The 26580-nt window shown below is 44.3% G+C and carries 20 protein-coding genes; 4 read left to right on the forward strand and 16 right to left on the reverse strand.

Translation table 11 applies throughout. The features are described from left to right. Window position 1 precedes the first annotated feature (1 nt). The 5 genes from rpsN to CHH48_RS08150 all read right to left on the reverse strand — a co-directional run bounded on the left by rpsN (window position 2) and on the right by CHH48_RS08150 (window position 5833). On the reverse strand, window positions 2-271 hold the full coding sequence (rpsN, locus tag CHH48_RS08130; RefSeq protein WP_095218644.1) for a 30S ribosomal protein S14: 270 nt from the start codon (window positions 269-271) through the stop codon (window positions 2-4). A 16-nt stretch (window positions 272-287) separates the two neighbouring features. Next, window positions 288-1484 carry a GTP-binding protein gene (locus tag CHH48_RS08135; RefSeq protein ID WP_095218645.1) on the reverse strand — a complete coding sequence of 399 codons (1197 nt, stop codon included), beginning with the start codon at window positions 1482-1484 and terminating at the stop codon, window positions 288-290. Between the two features lie 58 nt (window positions 1485-1542). Then, window positions 1543-2550, reverse strand: coding sequence for a CobW family GTP-binding protein (locus tag CHH48_RS08140; protein ID WP_095218646.1), 1008 nt, complete (start codon window positions 2548-2550; stop codon window positions 1543-1545). 797 nt (window positions 2551-3347) lie between these two features. Further along, the gene (gene pruA / locus CHH48_RS08145; protein ID WP_095218647.1) at window positions 3348-4895 is read right to left on the reverse strand and encodes an L-glutamate gamma-semialdehyde dehydrogenase; all 1548 of its coding nucleotides are present in this window, start codon (window positions 4893-4895) and stop codon (window positions 3348-3350) included. A 20-nt stretch (window positions 4896-4915) separates the two neighbouring features. Next, entirely contained in the window at window positions 4916-5833 is a 918-nt protein-coding gene (locus CHH48_RS08150) for a proline dehydrogenase family protein (RefSeq protein WP_095218648.1), read from the reverse strand. 243 nt (window positions 5834-6076) lie between these two features. Here CHH48_RS08150 and CHH48_RS08155 point away from each other — a divergent pair, with 243 nt between their 5' ends. Both CHH48_RS08155 and CHH48_RS08160 read left to right on the forward strand, forming a co-directional pair. Next, window positions 6077-7114, forward strand: a complete 1038-nt coding sequence (locus CHH48_RS08155; protein ID WP_095218649.1) for an endo-1,4-beta-xylanase — start codon at window positions 6077-6079, stop codon at window positions 7112-7114. An 18-nt stretch (window positions 7115-7132) separates the two neighbouring features. Beyond that, on the forward strand, window positions 7133-9391 hold the full coding sequence (locus CHH48_RS08160) for a glycosyltransferase family 2 protein (RefSeq protein WP_095218650.1): 2259 nt from the start codon (window positions 7133-7135) through the stop codon (window positions 9389-9391). A 547-nt stretch (window positions 9392-9938) separates the two neighbouring features. Here the strand turns inward: CHH48_RS08160 and CHH48_RS08170 are convergent. The 8 genes from CHH48_RS08170 to CHH48_RS08205 all read right to left on the reverse strand — a co-directional run bounded on the left by CHH48_RS08170 (window position 9939) and on the right by CHH48_RS08205 (window position 20806). Continuing rightward, window positions 9939-10598 (reverse strand): hypothetical protein, encoded by a 660-nt coding sequence (locus CHH48_RS08170; protein ID WP_095218652.1) that lies wholly within the window; start codon window positions 10596-10598, stop codon window positions 9939-9941. Window positions 10599-10720: 122 nt separating this feature from the next. Continuing rightward, window positions 10721-12838 carry an RNA degradosome polyphosphate kinase gene (locus CHH48_RS08175; RefSeq protein WP_245840322.1) on the reverse strand — a complete coding sequence of 706 codons (2118 nt, stop codon included), beginning with the start codon at window positions 12836-12838 and terminating at the stop codon, window positions 10721-10723. Window positions 12839-12922: 84 nt separating this feature from the next. After that, on the reverse strand, window positions 12923-14470 hold the full coding sequence (ppx, locus tag CHH48_RS08180; protein WP_095218653.1) for an exopolyphosphatase: 1548 nt from the start codon (window positions 14468-14470) through the stop codon (window positions 12923-12925). A gap of 111 nt (window positions 14471-14581) precedes the next feature. Beyond that, window positions 14582-15289: a hypothetical protein gene (locus CHH48_RS19475; RefSeq protein ID WP_176466374.1), complete on the reverse strand. Its 708-nt coding sequence runs from the start codon at window positions 15287-15289 to the stop codon at window positions 14582-14584. After that, window positions 15286-15711, reverse strand: coding sequence for an SMU1112c/YaeR family gloxylase I-like metalloprotein (gloA2, locus tag CHH48_RS08190; protein WP_245840321.1), 426 nt, complete (start codon window positions 15709-15711; stop codon window positions 15286-15288). Before gloA2 ends, CHH48_RS19475 begins: the two co-directional genes overlap by 4 nt. Window positions 15712-15774: 63 nt before the next feature. Continuing rightward, a complete protein-coding gene (locus CHH48_RS08195; protein ID WP_095218654.1) occupies window positions 15775-18312 on the reverse strand; it encodes a LuxR C-terminal-related transcriptional regulator in 2538 nt (845 codons plus the stop codon). 172 nt (window positions 18313-18484) lie between these two features. After that, entirely contained in the window at window positions 18485-19897 is a 1413-nt protein-coding gene (locus CHH48_RS08200; protein ID WP_095218655.1) for a 6-phospho-beta-glucosidase, read from the reverse strand. Window positions 19898-19900: 3 nt separating this feature from the next. Further along, window positions 19901-20806: an ROK family protein gene (locus tag CHH48_RS08205; RefSeq protein WP_095218656.1), complete on the reverse strand. Its 906-nt coding sequence runs from the start codon at window positions 20804-20806 to the stop codon at window positions 19901-19903. 132 nt (window positions 20807-20938) lie between these two features. Here CHH48_RS08205 and CHH48_RS08210 point away from each other — a divergent pair, with 132 nt between their 5' ends. Further along, window positions 20939-21928 (forward strand): helix-turn-helix domain-containing protein, encoded by a 990-nt coding sequence (locus tag CHH48_RS08210; protein ID WP_095218657.1) that lies wholly within the window; start codon window positions 20939-20941, stop codon window positions 21926-21928. 33 nt (window positions 21929-21961) lie between these two features. Here CHH48_RS08210 and CHH48_RS08215 read toward each other — a convergent pair whose 3' ends face one another. Together CHH48_RS08215 and CHH48_RS08220 are read right to left on the reverse strand one after the other, a co-directional pair. Continuing rightward, window positions 21962-23305, reverse strand: a complete 1344-nt coding sequence (locus CHH48_RS08215; RefSeq protein WP_095218658.1) for a UDP-glucose dehydrogenase family protein — start codon at window positions 23303-23305, stop codon at window positions 21962-21964. Window positions 23306-23510: 205 nt separating this feature from the next. After that, window positions 23511-24029 carry a sigma-70 family RNA polymerase sigma factor gene (locus tag CHH48_RS08220; RefSeq protein WP_095218659.1) on the reverse strand — a complete coding sequence of 173 codons (519 nt, stop codon included), beginning with the start codon at window positions 24027-24029 and terminating at the stop codon, window positions 23511-23513. A gap of 361 nt (window positions 24030-24390) precedes the next feature. Here CHH48_RS08220 and CHH48_RS08225 point away from each other — a divergent pair, with 361 nt between their 5' ends. Then, a complete protein-coding gene (locus tag CHH48_RS08225) occupies window positions 24391-25011 on the forward strand; it encodes a LysE family translocator (RefSeq protein ID WP_095218660.1) in 621 nt (206 codons plus the stop codon). Here CHH48_RS08225 and CHH48_RS08230 read toward each other — a convergent pair. Continuing rightward, a complete protein-coding gene (locus CHH48_RS08230) occupies window positions 24988-26280 on the reverse strand; it encodes an amino acid permease (protein WP_095218666.1) in 1293 nt (430 codons plus the stop codon). The two genes, CHH48_RS08225 and CHH48_RS08230, sit on opposite strands and share 24 nt — an antisense overlap. Between the last annotated feature and the right edge of the window lie 300 nt (window positions 26281-26580).

Here is a 26580-nt window from a genome sequence, read left to right on the forward strand (position 1 = left end):
CTTACCAGCTCGCTTTCCGCACACCAGGCACTTGCCCTTTATGAGCATACTCACGGAATTTAATCCGGCTCATGCCGAATTGCCGCATATAGCCGCGCGGACGTCCGGTAATTTCACAGCGGTTTTTCAATCGTGTCGGAGAAGAATCACGAGGTAATTTCTGTAATGCTTCGTAATCTCCTTTTTCTTTCAATTCCCTGCGCAGTTCTGCGTATTTCATCACCATTTCCTGTCTTTTCTTCTCTTTAGCGATTTTCGATTTCTTTGCCATTATTTTTTCCTCCTACTTAGTGTGCTGTTTGGATATTCCAGCGAAAAGGATCTGCCAGCTGTGACCAATCTTCTGTCAGCTCTGATTCCGTCAGCAGGCAGCTGTCTAGTTCCTCAGTTATTGCTTGCTGATCTAAATCTGTTCCGATGAACACAAGCTGCGTTTTTCTGTCTCCATATTCGGGATGCCACTCTTGATTGATGGTTGGATTTTCCCTTCGGATGAACTCCTGCCGTTCTTCTTCCAAGGAAGCAACCCAATAAGATACTGGTTCGATATTCGCTGCTGGTCCAGCTTGTGAAAGCAGTAGAGCGAATTGATTACGCGTCGCACACCAAGTGATCCCTTTGGATCGAATGATGTTATCTGGCATCGTTTCTACGAATTGCATAAAGCGTTCTGAGTGAAAAGGATGCTGCCGGACATATGTGAATGATCCGATGCCATATTCTTCGGTTTCAGGCGTGTGCTGTTCAGGCCCATTCTCCAGTTCTTTCAGCCAGCCCGCAGACGAGCTCACTTTCTCAAAGTCAAACAACTGGGTAGACAATATTTCCTTAGGATTCACTTGTGTTGCTTCAATGATTTTTGCCTCCGGCTGTAACAAACGCAGCACATGCTTCAATTCACGCAAGGCCTTTTCTTCCACAAGATCACATTTATTCAGGATCAGCACATTACAAAATTCAATCTGATCAAGCAATAGGTCTGCAATTTCTCGTTCATCATTCTCAGCAACCTCCTGCTGTCTATCCAACAAACTCTCCCCGGAGCCGAAATCATGCCAAAACCGGTTCGCATCCACTACTGTCACCATCGTGTCCAAAGTCGTAAAGTCTGACAGATTAATATTCAACTGCTCATCGATATACGTAAATGTCTGCGCAACAGGTACAGGTTCGCTAATGCCGCTTGATTCAATGAGAATATAGTCAAAGCTGCCATTCTTCGCCAGCTTCTCTACTTCGACCAGTAAATCATCCCGCAGTGTGCAGCAAATACAGCCATTGGACATTTCAACCAACTGTTCATCTACTCGTGATAAAGTACCTTCGTTTTCTACCAATCCTGCATCGATATTAATTTCGCTCATGTCGTTGACAATGACCGCAACCTTCAAGCCTTCACGATTGTGCAGAATATGATTTAGCAGCGTTGTTTTCCCTGCTCCCAGGTACCCACTTAAAACTGTTACAGGTATTTTCTTGTTCATTTCATTCCTCCTAATTGTAATTGTTACGATTTGAAAATAACGAAATTTTTTTCGAACTTTACGCGCCCTTTGTAAGAAAATCGTCTATATCACCAAGACAATAAGCAAAACCAGTCCGCAGTTCTTCTTCATCCAGCTCTCTTCCTATAAAAACCAGTTCATTCTGCTTTTCTTCTCCTTGCTTCCACTCTCTGTCGGTTGTACTTGCAAACAGCATATGCACGCCTTGGAAAAGCACTCGTCTGCTCTGCCCTTTCACATGGAGAATACCTTTATAGCGGAATAAGCTTTCACCTTTCACTTGAACCAAATAAGAGAACCACATATCCAAACGCTTCGGGTCGATCTGCCGCTTATCCTTCAGCACGATTGCTTGAATGTCATCATGATGGTGGTGATGGTGATCCAGAATGTCAGGACGAACACTCAATTTTTGATCAAGCGAAAAACTGAATACATCAAGCAATTTAAATAATGGAACAGAACTGTTTTGTGTGAAGAAAACTTCCGCTTCTGGATTCATTCCCTGCATGCGTGTTGATAGTAGTTTCAGCTCTTCTTCTGAAACAAGATCTTGTTTATTTATGATAATTTTATCTGCAAAAGCAATCTGCTCCCGAGCAACTGCGTGAGCATTCAATTGTCTGTCGGTATGTAAAGCGTCCACGACTGTACACACACTATCCAGCTCAAACCAGTACCGCATAACATCGTCCATCAAGAAAGTCTGAATAACAGGCGCAGGATTTGCCAAGCCTGTCGTCTCAATGATCACGCGCTGAAGCTCGGTTCCATCTTTATGCGCACGAACGAGCATGTCTTTGAGTATTCTAATTAAATCACCACGTACATTGCAGCAAATGCAGCCATTATTTATTTCAACTATTTCTTCCTTCGTTTCCTCGACAAACTTTCCATCGATTCCTGTTTCACCAAATTCATTGATGATAACGGCCGTGTTACTACTTCGCACGTCACGAAGAATGCGGTTCAATAACGTTGTCTTCCCCGCTCCTAAAAATCCCGTCAAAATAGTGACTGGAATCTTATTTGTTCTATTAGACATTATTCACCTCTCAAACCTAATTCGTAATTGTTACGATTTAAATCATACATGATGAGGCACAGCTTGTAAAGTCTGTATCCTAAAAATTGTCTGGGAGATAACTTTACAAAGTGTTTGTTAGATTGATGAAGAGTCTGTAAAATTGGTTTCAATATATCCTGCATCGGGTATAATCTGGGTGAAACACCGAAAAGGAGAGATGTAACATGCGTAACAAACTAGAAGAGACACCAAAGGTAATTCATTGCAAAGATGATGCTGAGTTCAGAGACTGGCTGACAAGATTAAGTGACCCAGAGAACGAAGAAGAGTTAGACGGCTAACCCCTTCTCCTCTATCTTCCTTCTTTTTTTATTTCCCCATATATAAAAAGCGTGCCTGTGATGGCACGCTTTTCTTCGTTTTTGGACGAGTTTTGCTTGGTGGACTGTCTAGCTGCGAAAGCCAGGAACTGCGTCGGAAGCAATTAAACCCTGCGTAAGAAAAATCACCTTACTCCGGGCTTTTTCGCTTATCCTTACGTTTCTAAACGGTCTTTTACGCTTTTCGATGGTGTCTAGCTACGGAAATCAGAAACTGCGCTGTAAGCAATGAATCCCTGGGTGAGGAATTCACCCACTCCGGGCTCCCTTACTTATTCCTACGTTTCTAACCGGTCTTTTACGCTTTTCTGTGTTGTCTAGCTACGGAAACCAGAAACTGCGGCCTAAGCGATGAATCCTACGTAAGGAAAATACACCTTACTCCGGGCTCCCTCACTTATTCCTCCGTTTCTAAACGATTTCCTTCGCTTTTCGTTAATACATCTCACTAACAGTCTTCGCCAGCATATGAAGCTGCAAATAATCCGGGCCGCCGGCTTTGGAGTCGGTTCCTGACATTTTGAAGCCGCCGAATGGGTGGTAGCCTACGATGGCGCCGGTGCAGTTGCGGTTGAAGTACAGGTTGCCGACGTGGAATCGTGCTTTAGCATATTCGATGTGGGCTCTGTTTTTTGTAATGACTGCGCCAGTTAGGCCGTACTCGGTGTTATTGGCAACGTCGATTGCTTCCTCGAAGCTGGATACTTTAGAGAAGCCAAGGACTGGTCCGAAGATTTCTTCCTGCATGATGCGGGATGTCGGTGACAACTCAGAGAAGATGGTCGGCTGGATGAAGAAGCCTTTACTGTCATCACTGGAACCGCCGCTTACGAGCTTACCTTCCTGTTTGCCGACTTCGATATATTCGGTAATCTTATCAAACGAATCTTGATCAATGACTGGTCCCATGTACACATCTGCACTTTCTGGTGCTGCAGTAATACGGGATTCTGTAATTTCAATAACGCGCTGAAGCACAGCGTCGTATACCTTCTCATGAACAACAGCACGAGAGCCAGCCGAGCATTTTTGTCCGGCAAAGCCGAATGCGGAAACTGCGATTGCATCTGCTGCAAGTTCGATATCAGCATCTTCATCAACAACGATTGTATCCTTCCCGCCCATTTCTGCAATAACACGTTTTAGATGCTGCTGTCCTGGCTGTACCTTGGCTGCTTTTTCGAAAATACGTGTGCCGACATCACGTGAGCCTGTAAACGTAATGATGCTTGTTTTCGGATGCTCAACAAGATAATCGCCTACTTCGGCGCCGCTTCCTGGTACGAAGTTAATAACGCCTTTTGGAACTCCAGCTTCCTCTAGCACTTCAACGAACTGAGCAGCGATGACAGGTGTTGCACTTGCCGGCTTGAGAACAACCGTGTTACCTGTCACTAGCGGCGCAACAGTTGTACCAGCCATGATAGCAAACAAGAAGTTCCATGGTGAAATAACGACAGTTACGCCCGTTGCTGTGTAGATGTAGCGGTTTGCTTCACCTTCACGTGACATGACAGCTTTACCAGGGGCAAGCTCTATCATCTGACGTGCATAATATTCCATGAAATCAATTGCTTCTGCTGTATCCGCGTCTGCTTCCTTCCATGGCTTACCTGCTTCCTTAACGAGAAGCGCTGAGAAATAATGCTTTTTGCGACGAACTATCGCTGCTGCGCGCATCAGTATATGTGCACGTTCCTCAGGCTTCGTATAACGCCATGTTTCAAAAGCTGTTGCCGCTGCCTCGATGGCACGTTCCGCATGCTCCTGAGAAGCTTTGGAAACCTCGCCGACTACTTCTTCTTTGTTCGCTGGATTGATAGAGACGATTTTCTCATCGGTCGTCACTTTTTCACCGTCAATCACAAGCGGGTACGATTCTCCCATCACCTTCTGTACCTGCTCCAGCGCTTTATGAAAAGCCTGCTGCTCTTTTTCCTCTGTAAAATCGGTGAACGGTTCATGTTTATAAGGTGTCGTCATGATCAATCGCTCCTTTTCCTTTATTTTTGGGTCATACCTTTGAATGCGAATGCAATATTCGCCGGTCGCTCTGCCAGCCTGCGCATGAAATAGCCATACCAATCATCACCATAAGGCAAGTAAATCCTGACCTTATAGCCTTGCTTGACCAGCTCCTGCTGCAGCTGCTGACGCATGCCGTATAGCATTTGAAACTCAAATTTGTCTTTCCCTATCCCTTTTTCTAGAGCATAATGTTTAACAAAGGACACCATCCGATCATCATGCGTCGCAATCGCTGAATAGCTGCCGCTGTCCAGCTGCTTTGCAATCAGCTTACGATAATTCGCATCTACATCCCGTTTTTCTGGGAAAGCGACAGATTTCGGTTCTTTGTATGCCCCTTTGACTAAACGAATGAACGGCTGCAAATGTTGCAGTCTGTCAAGATCATCACTACTGCGGTAAAGATACGCCTGTATGACGGTACTAACATTCTGATAGTCTGCTTTCAGCTCATGGAACAAATCCAGTGTCTTTTGACAGCGTTCTGAATCCTCCATATCGATTGTCACCATCACATCCAGACGATCAGCAGCCGTCAGGATGCGACGAAGATTCAAACGGACAAGTTCTTCACTGATATCAAGTCCCAATGACGTCAATTTTAAGGATACTTGTGCATCCAGATTTGCAGACTTAATCAGCTCAAGAGCTTCAACTGCTTCACCAGCTCGTTTTACAGCTGTTTGCGGATCAGCAACGTATTCACCAAGATGATCGACTGTCACACTCATCCCTGTTTGATTCAATTGCTGGATAAACGGAACTGCTTGATCGAAGGACACACCTCCGACGATTTTTCCTTTGACCATTCGAATGCCATATAAATTAGCCAGTTTATTCAACGGCTGATTTTTTGATAAATACAAGAAAAAATTGCGAGATAAAGCTTCCAACTGTGACACCTCCCAATCCACTTGCACATGTGCTATACCTTTATTGTAGAAATCTATTGAAGGGCTTTCAATATGCAGAAAAGACAAACAATTTCAGAGTTTTTGTGTAAAATACACAAAAATAGTCATGTGAGGAAAGTTACATTTTAGGATGGGCTGGTTTACTAGAGGGTACTTTTGGAAAAAGGCACTTAATTGCCGATCCCATCCGATAATTACTATATAAATACTGGAGGGCTTCTTGTGAAAAAGCGTAAATGGATTTGGATCGGAGGAGCAATCCTCATTATCGGAATTGCCATAGGAGGATATCTAATGGAAAAACAGACGCTGCGCAAACTTGCCCAAGACGACAATCTGCTTATAGGCTCCTCGATTCGTTATGATCCGCTGCTGGAGGATGATACATATCAAAGACTTGCCACCACCGAATTCTCCAGCTGGACTATCGAGAACGAGATGAAGATGGATGCGATGCAGCCAGAGCAAGGAGCCTTCAATTTTGTAAAAGTAGATGAGATGGTGCAAATGGCAGAGGAGCATGACATCAAGCTCCGGGGACATGTGCTTGTTTGGGGAGAAGCACTCCCAGAATGGGTATCCCAACAGGTTGTAGATCGCGCCTCAGCAGAGCAAGTACTCAAAACCCATATTCAGGAGCTTGTTACGCACTACAAGGGCAGCATCGACACATTTGATGTTGTCAACGAAGCGTGGAATGATGATGGCACTTTACGGGATACGATTTGGCTCCGCACGATTGGACCTGATTATATCCCCCTCGCCTTCCAGTGGGCCCGCGAGGCCAATCCAGATGCCAAGCTCTATTACAATGACTATGGTAATGAAATGTCCAACGCCAAGTCAGAAGCAATGCTGGAAGCCTTGAGCAATTGGAAGAAAGACGGCATTCCAATTGACGGTATTGGCATGCAAACGCATGTAGATGCAGCTGACCCTCGCTTTTCAAAGAATCGCATACAGGAATGGTTTACCCGCATAGAAGATGCAGGCTTCGATATCGCCGTCACAGAAATGGATGTGAAGCTGCAGAATCTGAATAATGGGGATGCAAAAAATGTCCAAGCTGAACGATTCGGTGACGTGATGGAAGTTTGTCTGGATACTCCTGCCTGTGGAGAGTTCACCGTATGGGGCATATCCGATAATCACAGCTGGGTTACCGAGCAGGAATCCCCTAATGGCAAACCGCTACTTTTCGATGAAAACGGACAGCCGAAGAAGGCCTATAACACACTGAAACGAAAACTATTATTCTAAGCAAGGAAGTGATACATCTTGCAAACTTCAGAAATCATTTGGCTAATCGCTTCCACAGTCGTTTTGCTCGTTCTTTATGCTTTAGCACGAAAGCATTTAGCTGCTAAATATTTGCTGCTGGCAGCCTTTCTAGCTATTAACCTCGTTTACTTGATTTGGCGGACAGCATTCACCCTGCCGACGATAGGCATACTCAGTCTGATACTCGGTATTTTTCTGCTCGTGACCGAATGGGCTGGTTATTTACAATCCGTTGTCTTTACCATTCTCTCCTGGAAACCGTTCCAACGGAAAACAATTCCGCTTTCGGAATTCCAAGAGCTGCCGACTGTAGATGTGTATATTGCCACCTACAATGAACCTGCTGACCTCTTAAAGCGAACAATCGCTGCGAGTCAGATGATGACTTATCCTAAGGAAAAGCTCAAAATTTACGTCTGTGATGACGGCAGACGAGCAGAAATCCGCCAGCTGGCTGAATCAATGGACGCGTATTATATTGATCGTCCCGATAACAAACATCAGAAAGCCGGAAACTTGAACCACGCTATGACAAAAACAGACGGCGAAATCATCGTCACGATGGATGCAGACATGGTGCCACGCGCCAATTTCCTTGAGCGAACGCTTGGCTACTTTACCGACGAAAAAGTATCATTCATCCAGGCACCTCAAGTGTTTTACAATGCAGATGCGTTTCAGTACAATCTTTTCTTCGAGGATAATATTACGAATGAACAAGACTTCTTCATGCGCCGCTTGGAAGAAGGTAAGGATCGCTTCAATGCAACGATGTATGTCGGAAGTAATGCCTTGTTCCGCCGCAGTGCATTAGAGGAAATCGGCGGATTCGCAACAGGCGTCATTACCGAAGATATGGCAACAGGTATGCTTCTCCAGACAAATGGGCAAAAAACGGTCTTTGTTAATGAAACTTTAGCTGTTGGCTTGTCCCCTGAGACGTATGCCGATCTCTTGAAACAGCGTGACCGCTGGTGTCGCGGAAATATCCAAGTTATCCGGAAATGGAATCCGCTCACAATCAAAGGTCTTAGCTTCATGCAGCGTTTATTGTACATGGACGGTATTCATTACTGGTTCTTCGGTATCTATAAGATGGTTTATTTGCTGGCACCTTTGTTGTTCCTGCTATTCTCCATTTATAGTCTGCAAACTGATTTCTCGACTCTATTATTGTTCTGGCTGCCGGCGTTCCTATCATCACAGCTTGCTTTTCGCCGAATGGCAGATAATAAACGTACGACGATCTGGAGTCACATTTATGAAGTGGCACTTGCCCCATACATGGCTGTATCGGTACTTACGGAACTATTCTTCCGAAAATCGATTAAATTCAATGTCACCCGCAAAGGTATATTGAATAATCGCCGTCATTTCCTCTGGCGGACAAGCACACCATATGTCATTCTGCTCGCAATGAGCATCATCAGCATGATCATGATCGGAATCGACCTTTATACACCAATACAGCTTTACGATAGTGTCGATATGCTTTATATCAATATTTTCTGGGTGCTGTATAATGCTGTTGCACTCGTCATGGCTTTGATCATTTCGGTGGAACGACCACGATTTCGTGAAGCGGAACGCTTTGACGTGACACTTGACGCAGAACTACAAGACAGCGTGACTGACAGGACACACCCAGTGCGAATCATCGACTTAAGCGAATACGGCGCTCGTTTGGAACTGCTTGATACGAAAGCTGCTGACCTGCTGTCTGCTGGAAGTACACTGATACTATCGGCAGGTTCACTCCAAGGCTTGAAGCTCCACAAGCACTGGGTGTCCCAGCAAGGAAAGAGCTACTATGCCGGCGTATCCTTCGAGGATGTAACCAAAGAGCAGTACCGTGCCCTTGTTAAAATTCTATTCGTCGATGCACCTGACATCTATTCCAGCCGGGAGTATGTAAATTCAACATTATGGAATGCAACTTCCCGCTTCTTCCGCCAAACACGAGCTGAACCGAAACAATCCGAGCGGCAGAGCATCAGGGAAACTATCTCGGTACCAGGCGTCCTTTATTTTGCGGATAAAGGTAAAGTGGAAACCACTCTAGTCGATTACAGTCTGAGCGGCTGCCAAGTCGAATTGAGAAAACCAATTAAACCAGGTCAAGTTCTGCGTCTGCACGCTGATCATAACAGCTTCCGCGAAAGTGATGTCCGTGTCCAATGGGTGCAAAAGCGCGGACGCAAATATTTGGCAGGGTTGAGGTTCCTGACAGAGACAGCTGATTCAGATACTGCATGATTTTTTAAAAGATGGTTTTACTTGAATACAATAAGTGGATTAAAATACCCCCTCCAATAAGGAGGGGGTATTAACATTGTTTAATTATATGGTTGAGTTAGCGGGCTTTAAGATAGAAATCCTTCATTTCGTGTTGCTCTTGTCGATAACTTCTTACGTAGCCACATTTACAAGAATCTGTAATTGTGTCAATCTTATGCCGCCCTCGCATTTTGCATACGAGTTTGTAGAAAAACTTGATACTTACACCCGCTTTCTAGTATATGGTAATATTATACGCTTTTTGTCCTGATTTTCAAGTAAAATACTCCAACTTTAGTAATGGATTCTTTTGAAAGCCCTTTATTTAAGTGAATACGCGCTATATTACGTGACTTGCCGACTATAAAATATATTCGAAAAGAACATAACTTTTATGTATCTATTTCAATAATTTTTTTTGTGTTCAACGCTTACATTTAGTAATAACGTCATGCTTTTCCGTTTTCCCTTTCATTTATCTTAGAGAAAAAAGCAGAAGGATATACATATCCCTCTGCTTCTCTTATTATCCCTTTATATACGCATAGAGCTCCTGCGTTTCTGTTTCTGCTCCAAACGCACGTGTTGCACCCCATACCTTATCCACTTCTGCTCCATTGATCTCCGCATCTATATCATGGAAAATCCGATGTACATATCGGAGGCTGTTCAGATCTGCGCTGTCTGTTGCAATTCGCATGAATGCTTCTGCGTTCCACATGTCGTTAACAGCTTCCGATGGGGCGAAGCCTTCTGTTCGAAGCCTTTCGACATCCTCCTGCAGCTGCTGCCATTCCTCTGATTGAGCCAGGTAGCCGATATCTACATTATCGATATGCCCCCAGCCGGTCAGATCATTCAAATACGCATGCTGGTCACTAATAATTTGTTTGACTAGTTCTTCGTTCTGATAAGCTATTTGTTCATCATAGGGCTCGTATGTGAACGTAGAAAGGAAGTCCTTCGTAACGCCAGATAGTTCCTCCAGCTGAGAAGCTCCTTCTCCTTTTTCTACTGGTTTCAGTTCTTTGTCTTTCGCTTCAGTTGGCATTTGTGATTGAACCGGCGGTACTCTTTCTTCACTGTTTGCCGTATCGTTTTCTTCCTGAGATAGGAAGAAGTAGATGCCAGTACCGACTATCGCAAGTACACAAATACATATTAAAGTAATGAAAAATGCCTTCACTGCCTTCCACTCCTCTGCTAGAATGAATTTCCAGTTTAAGATTGCTAGAATCCATTATAGCAATAATTCCCAGCAGATTCTGTCGAAAGACAAAAAAAATAGGACGCTACTGCATCCTATTCTCATTCTTCGTCATCCATCACTTGATAGGCTTCATTAAATAGAATCAGCTGACTATCTACCAGCTCTTCCTGATCGCCACGCGTCACATAATGATAGACGCCGTTTTCATCCTGTTCTCTTGCTTTGCTATTATCTCGCAGCATGACATCGAGTATTCCGCGAATTCGTCGCTTGATAGGTCCGTCGAAAATCGGGAAAAGGATTTCCACCCGCTTCTCCATATTCCTCGTCATCATGTCAGCCGAGGAAAGCTGTATCTTTTCCTCTCCATTATGATGGAAATAATAGATTCGCGTATGCTCTAAATATCGCCCGACAATACTCCGTACACGTATATTTTCACTGACGCCCTTTATCCCAGGACGCAGGCAGCAGATACCACGGATAATTAAGTCTATCTGAATCCCGGCAATAGATGCTTCATATAATTTCTGAATAATAGGCTTATCCGTAATTGAGTTCATTTTCATAATGATTCGCCCGTTACCATGACGCTTATGTAAGCGAATTTCCTCATCAATCATTGAGATGATATCAGAACGGATATCAAATGGAGCTACCGAAAGATGATGGAAGGTTGGCTTCTCTGTGTAGCCGCTCAGATAATTGAAAAAATTCGTTGCATCGATTCCGAACTTTCGCTTGGAGGTGAACAGCCCCATATCTGTATACAGCTTGGCCGTCTGATCATTATAGTTCCCTGTTCCAAGATGAACAAAGCGCTCGATCCGGGTATGCTTCTTTCGCACAACAAGCGTGATTTTACTATGTGTCTTCAAATGGGTCATGCCATAAATAACATGACAGCCGGACTTTTCTAGTTCCTTTGCCCACTGCACATTATTCTCTTCGTCAAAGCGCGCTTTTAGCTCGAACAGAACGGTAACTTGCTTTCCTTTTTCCGCTGCCCGCTTTAATGCATCGATGATAGGGGAATCGCCGCTCACCCGGTAGAGCGTCTGCTTGATCGCCAGCACATCGGGATCATCTGCTGCTTTCGAAACGAAATCAACAATAGGCTCGAATGATTCATATGGATGGTGCAGGAAAATATCTCGATCATTGGTGGCATCGAATAAATTCTCATCTGTCCCAATTTCAGCAGGCGGCTGCGGGATGAGCGTCTCATAGACAAGGTGCTCCCGTTTTGCTGCAACAAGCTTGTAGAACTGCATCATTCTTGTCATATCAATCGGCCCATCGATCTCATAGACATCCTTCCGGTGAATATCCAATGTCTCTGTCAGGAAGGTGACCATCTTATAATCATATTCCTGTTTCGGAATTTCCAGCCGGATAGCTGCTCCCCATTTACGTTTCTTGAGTTCTTTCTCAATTTCTTTCAATAAATCACGTGCACCTTCTTCATGGATAGTCATGTCGGCATTACGTGTGATCCGGAAGACAGTGACAGACTTGATCTGATAGCCACGGAATAATTTATAACTATAGTGACTGATGATGTCTTCCAGCAAAACGAAATGGAGTTCATCTTCCTTTGTGTCCTCTAACTGGATAAAACGGTCCAGGACAGCTGGCACTTGTACGATCGCTGTCTTTTGCTGAGCGGATTCATCCAATTCATGCTCGTCCAACAAGGATACAGCCAGATTAAGACTTTTGTTCAAAAGCATCGGAAACGGACGATAAGCATCGACTGCCATCGGCGTAAGCACCGGGAATATCTCTTCTTCAAAATAAGTTTCCAACCGGAGCAGCTGGGCACTGGACAGCTGCTCCATATTCAATAGTTCTACTTTTTCTTCCTTCAATTCCGGAATGATGGCATCCTGGAACAAACTGTTCTGCATTTCTACTAGACGGTGTGCTTTTGCTCCGATTTTCTGGAGCTGCTGTTTCGGTGTCATACCAGCCTTGTTCTCCGGACGGTTAAAACCGGCTTTCACTTGATCCTTTAAACCAGCCACTCGCACCATGAAAAACTCATCCAAATTGGAACTGAAAATCGACAGGAACTTTAGCCTTTCCAACAAAGGGTTGCGCTCATCAAGCGCTTCCTCTAGCACTCGTTCATTAAAAGCAAGCCAGCTCAACTCTCGGTTATTGTAATTTTTCGGGCTGCTCAATTCCACCCGCAGCTGTTCCTCTGTTCTCAATTTCCATGCACCACTTTTCGACAGTATTCTTCACTTCTAGTATATCAGTCAGCAAAAAAAGTGATTATGAAGTTATTGTAAATTTTAACTGATATAGGAATGGGTATCTTCCCGGAAAAGGAGCTCTACATTCCTTCGCAGTTGCTTTTCCAAATGTTTTTTCTGTTTTTCTACTTGATACCATTCTGCACGCCAATCTTTATTGCATATTACGGTAAGCAGCAGATCGTCTCCGTCCTCCTGCAATTCAATGTCAGCTACAATATTCCGCTTTGTCGCATGCAAACTGTTTGCCAGTTTGATAATCGCTCCAAGCAACCGATAATGCGCCAGCTCCTCTTCCTTGAACCAGGATTGGAATACTTCTGCGTTGCGATTATAAAATGATTTATTCTTGAAGGATGAAAGCAGCGCCAGGATAATGCGATCTTTATGCAGCAAACCATCAATCGTCCGGTTTGCCAACAGGTAGAATGTGTGCTGATTTCCAGATTCGGTATCGATATAAGCTCCAACATTATAAACATATGCTGCGTATTTCAATAGGAACGTATCATGGTCATTCAATTCCACTAGACCTTTTTTCTCCACTAGCTTTGCTAGCAATACAGCTGTGTTCTGGCGCTGCAGTGCATGCGTTCGATCAATCTCGAAATCCTTTGCCAGCTCCTCGAAGCTGCGTTCCTGTACTTCGGTGAATAATGTCATCTCATTACGGCGATGTAGCACTTCATACAGCAATCCGTCCCGCAATCCTTTCCGGCTGAGGACAAAATCTGTTGTTCCTACAATATCAAGCAAACAGCGGAATACTTGTATCGCCGGCAGGATGATATCTGCTCTATCCTTCGAAAGACCGTCTACCTTCTGCAGCTCGGAAAAGCTAAGTGGAGCAAGCTCTGATTCCAGGTCTTCAATATCTTGCTTCTTCATCTTATATTGATGCAGTCCAGCTAATGGATAGCCGACTTTTTCTTGATGTATCTGGACGACATTCCGTGCGCTGCCGCCAATAGCGATGATCGGCAGCTGTTTGTCCGGCAGCCAATCCAATGTCTTTAGCTGTTCACATACAAACGTATTGATATGCTCCAGTTCTTCCTCAGTCGGCTTCTCTCCTGCAACAAATTGCCGCTTCAGCGATAGAGCTCCAAATGGGAAACTGTGATAGAATCGCAGCTTACGATTCTCAAAATACGTCACCTCGGTGCTGCCGCCTCCGATATCAACAGTGATTCCATCCTGGAACGGCGTGCTGTTGGCCACTGCTAAATAACCGAGATAGGCTTCCTCATAGTCTGATAGAACCCTGATAGTGAAGTCAGTTTCTTCGTCTACCAGCTCTAGTATTTCCTGCTGGTTCTTCGCGTGACGGATGGTTGCCGTTGCCACACATGTCGTTGATTCCAGCTCATAAAAACGCGTTACTTCTTGGAAACTGCGAAGTGTCTTAACCAATGTCTGGATTCCCTTTTCATCCAGGACACCCTCTGCAGTCAAATAATTGCGCAAACGCGCGACAACCTTCACATTCTCTTTTTCTTTAATTCTGCCGCTCTTGTCACGTAAATACACGACAAGGCGCATCGTATTTGACCCTATATCAATAATGGCATAATATTTTGTCTTCATAACAAATCCCCCCCGCGTCGAAAGCCTTTCTCTCCATATTACCCAAACTGAAGCTCTCGTAACATTGTCCCTAAAAGAAAAGCCGCACAATTGTGCGACTGTCCTACATTATTATGCTTCTTCGTTATTTCCGTCTTGCTCTTCACCATCAACAGGGTCATTGGATGGATCCGGCTGCTCTTCTGGTGGAGAATCTGACTCCTGTTTGTCTCCTGGTTCTTCTATTACAGGCGGCTTAGATTCTTCAACTGGTTTATCCGCTGGTTGTTCTTTTGAAGGAACAGATTCCTCAGCTGTAGGCTCCTCCGTTTTCTCTCCAGAAGAACCTTTGCCGCTCGAACTGCTTCCGCTGGATGAACTTCCACTGGATGAGCCCCTGTTAGAAGATCCTCCGCTATAACTGCTGGAGCTGCTGTTTCCACTGTAACTAGGTGAACTGCTTGCTGGTGCTGTATAGCTAGAGCTTGGTGCTTGATAAGCAGAATCAGAGCTAAAACCCGCCTCTGTGTCATCTTCTGCAACAACAGGTTCTTCAGTTGTCAGCACTTCTTCCTCCGTTTCAGGCTCTAATTCAACTTCTTCTTCATCCTCCACTGTGATCATTTCCTTTTGGAGGGCAAACTCACCATCTATATGCTCGATCTTCACTTCTTTTGGTTCTTCCGTTAGTTTCGCTTTAGCAGCATAAGACTGCTCTTTCTGTTCATTCGCTTTAAGAGAACTGCTCGTCACTGATTTGTTCTGCACATAGAAGAATGCTGAGACGGCAATGCCAAGGAAAAGGATGAATGTCCCGATCAGCAGCGTTTCCTTTTTCACTTCTTGGCGGCCTCCTCTTCATACAGTTCAATTGGTAATCCATCAGGATCCTGGAAGAAAGTAAATGCTTTTTCTGTGAAAGGATCAATCCGAACAGGTTCCGTCTTCACACCCATTGCTAGAAGTCGAGCTACTTCCTTTTCAACATCATCTACTGTAAAAGCAAGATGCCGAAGCCCAGATGCTTCCGGGTAACTAGGACGTGCCGGCGGATTTGGGAAGGAAAACAATTCAATTACATATGTATCCCCAAGGGCGAGATCCAACTTATAGGAATCCCGCTCCTCTCGGTATACTTCTCGTATAATTTGTAAGCCTAATATCTCTGTATAAAATCGCTTGGATTCTGTATAATCCGAACAAATAATTGCAATATGATGCACAGCCTGCAGCACAATGCCGCCTCCTTCCCGCATTTCCATTTCTTCCATTCTACTACAAATACTTCCACTATTCAGCACCATTCTGCAAAATCGATAGCTTCTTTACAATATGTCGGAAAAATCGAGACCAGCCGCCAATTCCTTCGCCTGCTTGCGGTTTTTCACACCAAGCTTTTCATAGATTCGGTGGAAATATACTTTTACCGTACCTAGTGATAGTTCCAGATCATCCGCGATCTCATTATTCCGTTTGCCAAGCTGAAGATGATAGACAAGCTGCAGCTCCCGAGTTGTCAGCTTGTTCTGCAGTTTCTGCTCTGTTGTTCCCTCTGACCAGTACGCCAGGATCTGTTCTACGTACTTCTGATGTTTCTTCGGTACTTCTGATGATTCCATCAGTTCATTCAAGATATCGCGTACTGTCTCACCGTTCTTCCAAAAGGTGCGCAAATATCTATGATCAGCGCTGAGGCGCAACGCATCTTTCATAGAGAGCAATGCTTGATCACGTTCATTTGGATACAGAAGCACCGCTTGGATGACGTACAATTCGATTTCAGCACTTATACGATGGCCGAATTTCACGAGCGGCAGCAGCTTCTTAATATAATGCTGCGCCATTTCTACTTCACCCAGTGCAGCATAAGCCCAAACGAGGGTTATGTATTCGAATAAACTTTTTTGCTGCATTGGCGGCTCCTGAAGGACGAATAGAGAAAGCCAATTTTGAATTCTCTTTGTATCTCCTTGATGAATCGCAATACGAGTTCTTGCTGCTTCTGCTTTCTTGAACCAATCTGCTGACGTATTGCTCCTTGTCAGCATATCCTTCAGCGCATGAAGCGTCGCTTTAGCTGTTTGAGCATCGCCCTGCTGCTCCATTTCATGCCGCGCCTTTAGAATATATGCCGGTACAAGCAGACCAGGCAGACCAAACAAATCAGCAATAGTTAATGCTTGTTCCAGATGATTTTTCACTTTGCTGGCCATGCCCCATTCATAGGCAAGCTCTGCCATGGTCAAATGATAATAGCCACTGAACATAGATTCATTTGTAACAGTATGAGCCAGAGCATCGTATACACGCTGAACCGCACGTAAGTCCCCGCCTCCACCCATAGGAGAATGAAGAATAGTGGCATCATGACGGTTATAGTCAACTGAATGAGAAAAGTATCTGCTGGAATTCTCATTGTATATCAATGCCTTGCTTGCATGATCCAGCGTACTCTTAGCATCATCTTCTAACAGGGAAATAAAACTTTTTAATGTATACAAATCGGCAAAATGCCTTTTTTCTTCTTCTTCAGAAAACTTCAGCTCCCGGCGCAGCAGCTGCTCTTCCATCATATAGGCATGACGCTGGGCAAGCTCCGGCTGAAAGCGAAGGCATTGCACCCAGCCATAAATGATACCTAGCTCCAATTGGTAAATAAACTTCCGTGGCAGTTTACCGATCCATTCCTGCAGCTGGTCAACACGTCCTTCATGCAGGAGACGAGGAGCTTCCTTAACTAGAAGCTGTTTCACTCTATCCAAGTCTCCGGCCTTCCAAGCATATTGGATAGCCATTAGCAGCATCTGCTCGTTTTCGTACCAAACGCTTGCACGGATATATAAATTGTTGATATCTGTGCTATGCATATCGAGCATTTCTTTCAAATATGTACGGAAGTGCTTATTATAAGTGAACCAGCCGGGCTCCTCTTGGTTCTCGATGAGCAATCCTTGGGTTTTTAGCCGTCTCATGATTACTCGGCCCCGTCTTGTGCCTACGATATAGTCACATAAGCGGACATGCATTGTATTCAATATAGACGTGCTAAGCAAATAGTTCCGCTCATTCTCAGGAAGGCTTTGGACAATCTCCTGAATCAGCTGCTTTGCAACTACAATATTTGAAAATTGAAGTTCGGAATAGTCCTCCTGGAATTGCTCATACATGTGGATAAGCTGAAGACCAGCAGCCCACCCTTGCGTCTGCTGTACAATATTTTGAACAACAGCCTCCGTCGGTTCCTTATGCAGATGTTTTCGGATGTACGACTCCATCTCTTCTTCTGTGAAGATAAGATCCCGCTTAGTGATCTGTAATACTTGGCGCTGCCGCAGCAGTCGTTTCATTGAAAGACCTGGAAATACTTGTCCCGATACAATGATGTGGAAAGTGTTTGGCATCTCTTCCAATAATGATGTCAATTCATGCAGTTCATTAGAATTCGTCATCAAATGAAAATCATCGATAATCAATGCACCAGCCACAGAATGCTCACGCAAATAAGCACACCATGTCGCAATAAAATGGGTCGGCGAATAGGAGGCAGACTGGATAATATCCAATAGTTTTTTCCGTTCCTCCAATGGTAAACCCGGCATATGTAAAATCGCCTTCTTCCAGAAAGCGACACGCTGGATGTCCTCTTCCTCGAGGCTCATCCACCCTACTTCCAAATCAGTCTGCGCTGCCCATTCCTGGAGCATTGTCGTTTTGCCATAGCCAGAGGGAGCTATCAATGTCGTCAGCTTACACGTTTCGATCTTTGTCCAGACACTGTCCGGCTTGATCCGTTCTATTCTCATTTGACCGACCTTCAAAGTAGACCCAGCCATTTCATTCCGACTAGCTTCGTGTTCCCGCATCGCAATCAACCTTTTTCATCTTAGTTGTTTTTAGTATAGCAAAATTTGTAGGATTTTGGTGGTACAATCTAGCACTATTGTATCTATAATGACAAATCATAGTAGTTCAATGGATACACACCCACAATAAACCAAAAAGACACCCGCTGACTTGCAGCAAGGTGTCTTTCCATCATAGTTCCTGTCCGTTTGTCTCAATTACACGCTGATACCAACCAAAACTCTTCTTCTTCGTTCTTTCCAATGTGCCATTGCCTTCGTTATCACGGTCTACATACACAAAGCCATATCGCTTCTTCAATTCCGCTGTAGAGGCGCTGACTAGGTCAATCGGTCCCCAAGTTGTATAGCCGATCAAGTCAACACCGTCAGCTACTGCTTCTCTCATCTGTTCAATATGAGCACGCAAGTAGTCGATACGGTAATCATCCTGAATACTGCCGTCTTCTTCTACTTTATCTACAGCACCCAAACCGTTTTCAACGATGAACAAAGGCTTCTGGTAGCGATCATAAAGAATATTGAGCGTTGTACGCAATCCCTTCGGATCAATCTGCCAGCCCCATTCAGAAGACTCGAGATATGGGTTTCTTACGCCCGTCATCAAGTTTCCTGCTGCTGCTTCTTTCAGCTTCTCTTCATCTGTTGTCGCAATGAAGCTCATATAATAGCTGAAACCGATATAGTCAACAGTGTGCTCGCGCATGACTTCCTCATCGCCAGCCGCAATCTCAAACTCTATGTCATTTTCTTTGAAGTAGCGTTTCATATAAGTAGGATAGTAGCCGCGTACTTGCACATCAGAGAATTGCAATGTTTTGCGATCCTGCTCCAAAGCTGCAAATACGTCATCCGGATTCGGAGTGAGCGGATACGTCGTCATAGACGCGATCATACAGCCGATTTGTGCTTCCGGATTGATTTCGTGAGATGCTTTTACTGCTAATGCGCTGGCAACGAATTGATGGTGAGCAGCCTGATACATAATGTTCAATTTGTTCTCGCCCTCTTCAAACACCAGACCGCCGCCAGTGAATGGGGCATGCAATACAACATTGATTTCGTTGAACGTCATCCAGTACTTCACTTTACCGTTATAGCGCTCCAGTACAGTTCTGGCGAATTTCTCATAGAAGCCAATCACTTCACGATTACGCCAGCCACCGTATTTTTTCACTAAATTCAAAGGCATCTCATAGTGAGAAATAGTAACGACAGGCTCCATGCCTTGCTTTCGCATTTCATCGAACAAGTCGTCATAGAATTTCAAGCCTGCTTCATTCGGCTCTGCATCATCACCATTCGGGAAAATTCGTGTCCACGCGATGCTCGTACGGAAGCATTTAAAGCCAAGCTCATTGAACAGTGCCAAATCTTCCTTGTAGCGATGATAAAAATCGATACCATCATGATACAGATTCAGTTTAGCCGGATCCTCAGATGTTGGATACATGATGCCGTCTGGCGAAACATCTGCCGTCGACAAGCCTTTGCCATCTTCTTGATACGCCCCTTCGAGCTGGTTAGCTGCAACAGCGCCGCCCCATAGGAAACCTTGTGGAAATTCTTTTTTCACTTCTGCCATGATTTAGTTCCTCCCTGTCTTTTCATGTTCCGTTAAATAATGATAAAGAGCTCCATATAAATTCGCGTCACTTTGATAATGACAGCTGACGATTGTTGGGTCAGCAGCATGGAATGGATTCGCTTGCTTTAACTCTTTTACACTTTGCTGAATCCGTTCTGTCACGATTGGCTGCGCACTGATGCCGCCGCCAATAGCAAACACTTCTGGATCAAAGATATATTGGAGATTCAAAATCTGCACAGCAATGCTCAGACAAAATTCATCAAAAATCTGATTCGCCACAGTATCACCAGCATTGATAAACTTGAATGCCTTTCTCCCATCTGTAACATCCGCAACTTCTTTTTCCTTGTTGATACGTTTTATCATGTTGACTGCTGAACCAGTTGACCCGAAAAATGTGGCTTTCTTTGATTCCGGGTCAACTGCATCCATCACATAACTCAGTTCGCCGGCCAACAGATTACGGCCATGATGCACCTTGCCATCTATGAGGATACCGCCACCCACTCCGCTGCCAAGCACTAAGACGATAGCATCACGCTTGTCCTTAAGGCTGCCAAGCCAAAGCTCTGCGAGAGCTGCACAGCGGCCGTCGTTTTCAATCTCAACCGCCACATCGTAGCGCTCCTTTAGCTTTGCTTTCATATTCACACGATGCTGGAACGGGAAAGACCCGCCATTATAAATAACACCAGTGTCGGTGTCGACAGCTCCTGGCGTGCTGACTGCGATGCCACGTACATCCTCGCTGTACATGTCATCGATGCTAGCAAACAATACTTTATCGAAAGCTTCGATATTTTCTTTGGAAGACGGTCGGCTGTCCTTCTTGATGATTTTGCCGCCTCTATCCATCAAAGCGGTCTTGACCAAGGTTCCGCCGATGTCGACTACAAGATACATGCTTGGCACCTCCTCCAGTTGTCCTATTACAAAACCCCTGCATGTTTATGATATAATGATAACGATTACATTTCTGGTATTAGTTTCGTTTTTTTGGTAGTTACGTTCTATTTTCTGCAATGGAGGTTCTGTATGCCGAACAAATGGTCCACCGTCACACGATTGCTTCATCAGACTTTTCCTATACCTGTTACATATCAATCAGAAGCCGCACTCTCCCATGCTCCATATCTTATGGAGGAGGCTACAGGGGTTTCTTTATACATACCATTTGAAGAGAACGGAGGTATGCTGCAGATTGGCCCAGCTCCAGAAGCAAGCTTATCAAGAGATAGATTGATTGATGTCGGCTCACTCGCTTATTACATGCTGTACCAGCGGGAACTCGATGCGACTGCACTGCAAAAAAATTCCTTTGCGCTGCCGATGATTCAGTCAGCTGAAAACAGACAGAATATCAGCTTCCACCATCACCCTTATTTGGAGGAAAAGCTTTTCGACTGTATTCGCGCCGGCAAGCCAGATCTCGTTAAAGAACAGCTGCAAAGCTTTCCAGATGAATTGAGCGGGACATTGGCGAAACAGAATGCTTTGCGAAATCGGAAGAATCTGGCTATAACAGCAATCACATTAGCAACACGGGCCGCGATTGATGGAGGGCTGGCACCAGAGCTTGCCTTTACGATGAGCGATCTGTATATCCAGCAGATCGAAGAGAAGACAAATCTAGCTGCACTTATACGGCTTCAAACCGAAGCTTTATGCGCATTTGCTGAAAAAGTAAGCGAAATAAAAGCGGGAACGTATTCGCGTAAAATCGCCCATTGTGTCCATTATATTTACCAGCACCTATACGAAGTTCTGACGCTGAAGCAGCTGGCCGATATGCTAAAAATGAATCCGACATACTTATCTGCTCGGTTCAAACAGGAAGTCGGCATGCCGATACGGGCCTATATCCAGCATTTGCGCATCGAGGAAGCTAAGCTCTTGCTGCGACTGACAGATCAATCACTTCTGCATATTTGTGCTTTGCTCCACTTCCATGACCAAAGCTATTTCACGAAAGTATTCAAAAAACATACCGGCCTCACACCCCGCCTATTCCGGGAGCAGGCATAGAAAAAGCCGACAGCAGAAGCTGTCGGCTTTGAATTAATTAGCTGGCTGATTCGATTTTTTCGCACGGATGACAGAAGGTCGTCCGATAGAATAGTAATCGATATTCGCTGTTTCTACATAGCTGAGCGGGTAGCAGTTACGGCCATCGATAACGATTGGCTGTTTCATCTCCTGTTCGAAAACAGTTAACGGTAGGTCCTTGAACTCATCCCACTCTGTCACGATGATCGCAACATCCGCATCGTGCAATGCTTCCTTTGTACTCGCTGCATAATGAACAGTCTCTGGAAGCAAACGCTTCGCATTGTCCATAGCGATTGGATCAAATGCTGAGATGTTCGCACCAAGATCAGTCAGTTTCTGTGCAAGAACAATACTTGCTGATTCACGCATATCATCGGTATTCGGCTTGAATGCAAGACCAAGCATTGCTACCTTCTTGCCTTGCAGTCCGCCGCGCAGGACCATTTGTGCGATATCAACTGGAATTTGCTGCTGCTTGTTATTCACATTAATAACGGATTCCAACAAGTCAAATGTATGATTTACGCCGCCAGCGATCTGAACAAGTGCTTTCGTATCTTTCGGGAAGCAAGAACCGCCATACCCGATACCGGCATTCAAGAACTTATCTCCAATGCGTTTGTCCATACCCATTCCTTGGGCAACATCCTCGATATTGGCACCAAGCTTACCGCAGATCGTACCAATCTCATTGATAAAGCTGATTTTCGCTGCCAGGAAGGCGTTGGACGCATATTTGATCATTTCGGCACTCTCGATATCTGTACGGAAAACCGGTACGCCGAATGGTTTATTAATTTCTTTAATTAGATTTGCTGCTTCTTCAGACTCTGAACCAATTACGATACGGTCACCATTGTATGTATCATGTACGGCAGAGCCTTCCCGAAGGAATTCTGGATTGGATACGACATCGATCTGCAAGTCGCGATCAAGTGCTTCTGTAATCCAATGCTTCACAAGCTTGTTCGTCCCTACAGGCACCGTACTCTTTGTGACAACAACCGCACCTTTGTCCGTTACATGAGCAGCGATATCCCTAGCCACTTGCTGTACAAAGTCAAGATTAGCAGAACCGTCCGCTCTCTCTGGGGTACCGACAGCAATATAGATGGCATCCGCATCATGGAAAGCGATGCTGTGGTCAGTCGTGAAATGAAGATTGCCTCTTTCGATATTTTTGGTCATTAATTCTGCTAGACCTGGCTCATAGATCGGAGACAAGCCCTGATTCATCTTGGCAACTTTCGTCTCATCAATATCCACGCATGTGACATCATGTCCGATATCTGAAAGTGCCACTCCCGTTACTAAGCCTACATATCCTGTTCCAACAATTGCAATTTTCTTCATTTTTACTATCCCTTCTTGTTTCGAGGTGTACAAACACTTCTACTAAGCTATGCTATATCCTAAGCCATTTATTTAATAAAATGATAATGTAAATAGTTTACTATAAAATATCCAATTTGCGGATATTATTTACTGTATTTTTTCATGAAATTTACAATTTTAATATATATGTAAAGGGTGCATGAAGATGCACCCCTACTTTTTCTTACTTCTTCCTGCATTCCTGAATAAATGCACTATCCCGAAGCTTACGTTTTACTTCTTTTCCCCAATTCTTTACGGCATCCTCTGTGGTACTTTCAATTGCGGCTATTTCCTTCACTGCATAACCATGGATTATGTACCAGTACACCCATTTCCATTGCTTATCAGTCAGTGTGTGTTTGACACGCTTCCAGAATTCTTGTTTTTCTATTAAGTCAATTTCTTGCTGGATTACTTCCTTTGTGTGGGCTTCATTGATGATGAGGTCTGTCTTTTCTTGTTCGCGGATGATTTTTCTGAGGTAGTCAATGAGTCGGTGACGGATCATGTGACTGGCGTAGGAATCAAAGGTGCCTTTTGATTCATCATATCCATTATAGGCAAAAAATAATGCCATCACGCCTTCTTGAAGAAACTCGTCATGGGTGTCCCGGATACCTAATCGGTGGATATGGTAATGAATCATATTCTTGTACTGCTCGAGAATTGTATGAAAATCAATATTGCGGATGTCCGACATCGGTATCTTCTCCCTTAGATTTTTATGGGCAGAACAGCTTATCAACCTCTATCCTCCTTTAAAAAAAATTAGGACTTTTTGTTCACCCCTCGCTATTCTGTCTTATAATCGTATGTTTTGCAAGAAAAGGGTTAATTTACCATATTCGACATCTTGAAGCAGAAAACGCCCATTTTAACAGATTTTACAGTTGCTTAACTGCAAGATCTGTCGTAATAGCTAGAATCAAAACGAAAACACGCATTTCCTATTAAGAAATGCGTGTTTCAGCTAGTGTATTAATAATTTGTAAAATAAAAAGATGGACTACCCTCCCATTGCTCTGAATAGGCTGTACAAGTCAGCCAAAAGGAGGCCAAGCATGGGTAGTATACTCAATTATATATTATTAGGAGTAAGTCTCTCTGCACCAGTCGGTCCAGTCAACGCCGCTCAAATGGAAAAAGGAATCCGCGGCGGGTTCCTGCAAAGTTTATCCGTAGGGGTCGGAGCCATGCTGGCGGATATCCTGTATATGCTGCTTGTGTATCTTGGATTTTATCATGTGATCATGATTCCGGTAGTTCAGTCTTTTCTTTACTTCTTCGGCAGCTTTGTTTTTCTTTATCTAGGCATAGAGAGTGTACTGAAGACACGAACATTGACTCGCGCCAGTATGACGACAGTTGCTCCGCTGCAGGGACTGCGTTACGGATTCTTCCTTGCACTCGTCAATCCGATTTCTATCATGTTTTGGGTAGGTGTTTACGGCTCCGTTCTCGCCAAAATCGTCGAGCAAGGCGAGGCAGACCATTTACTACTCTATACGTTAAGCATCTTTGTCGGTGTGTTTCTTTGGGATAATGTGATTGCATTATTATCCAGCAGTCTGCGCCGTTTCCTTAATGATCGACTGCTGCGGCTGATTACCCTTGTTTCTGGAATGTCACTGCTTGGCTTCGGTATCTATTTTGGGTATTTAGGCATTTTGAGTGTGCTCTGATTTTTTGCGTTTGACCCAAATGCCGATAATCAGAATAAGTACAGCAAAGCCGGCACTTACATATAAGCCTGGACGTACTTCCGCCTCGGCAGCTGTTCCGCTGATACCAGCGAGCAGCAGGATACCACCAATGATTGTAACCAGCTTATTGCCCATTTTGAATTTCTCGTTTTTCCAAGCCGAAGCTAAAATGAACAGCCAATTGTAAAGCAGCAGCAATCCTGCCGCTGTGGTGATGTACTCATAAATTTTCCCGGGCAATAATAAAGCTGTGATAATACTTGCAAGCAGACCTACTGCAGCCAGTAGCATACTAGCTAAAGGCAGGTCCTTGTACTTCAGCTTTTTAGCGAAAAGCTGCGGTGCATCTTTGTCTTTCGCTAGTGTGACGAGCAAGTTGGTTACCGCAAACAGTGCCGCACATAAAGTAGAGAAGCCTGCGATGATAACAGCTGCGTTGAACACATGCGGAAAGAAATCAAGCGGTGTTTTCGATAGTGCTGTAACAAATGGACTTTCATTCATCTTGAAATCGTGCGTTTTGACCATACTGATTGCTAACAGCAGTGAAACGACATAAAGTATCGCCAAACCAATCAGCATGACTGTCCCCGCCTTAGCAGCCTCTTCCTTCTTCTTCAACTGCATGGACATCAATCCGATAACTTCAATACCCCCAAAAGCGTAGAAAGCATAAATAAGTGAAGCCCATAATCCTTTGTATCCATCATGTAGGAAAGATTCCTCAAAAGGCTTATACGTCGATTCCGTAGAGATGACATTAAATAAAACAAGTGCTGCTAAAACAATAAACATTGTAATGGCAGCCGTCTTGACGACCGCGAATATATTCTCCATCTTATTGAACCCTTTTGCGCCTGCCAACACGACGATAATTGCCAATACTGCATAGATCGCAGAGAACACCCATAAAGGAACCTTCTCGAACCAGAACTGACTTAGGAGAGAAATTGCCGTCAGCTGACTGCCCATGATCAGGATATTCGAGCACCAATAGCTCCAACCGCAGCTGAAAGCAGCCCAGCCACCGAAAGCTTTGCCTGCATAATAACAAAACGATCCTTCCTGTGGATCATTTGCAGTCATCTTAGCCAGTGATAGAAATACAATCAGCGTACCAATCGCAGCCAAAACGAAAGAAATGACGATGGAAGATCCAGTCAAATGGATACCAATTACCGAACCAAGAAAATACCCCGTCCCAATTGTACAGCCGATTCCGACAAGCGACAGCTGCCACCACTTCATATTGCCTGTATTGGATGTTTTGCCCTGCCCGTTATTACCTGGATGCTTTTTCAATGCCGTTCCCTCCTCGTCTCGTTAGTATGAGGAGTAACGATGGAATTATGTAAGACAAGCATGGTATGATGTTCTTATTGATTACGAAAAAGGAGCACTATAATGGATTCTAAACCATCTAAAGGTAAAAAGGCATTCTTCTACACTATGCTAATATTACTCGCTGTAATGATGATCTTAACGATTTATTTCGTGATTGATGGATATAGTCAATTGCTTTGATTTTAAAGAGCTTGTTCCCTTAAA

The organism is Terribacillus saccharophilus (assembly GCF_002272075.1).
Lineage (GTDB): Bacteria > Bacillota > Bacilli > Bacillales > Amphibacillaceae > Terribacillus > Terribacillus saccharophilus_A.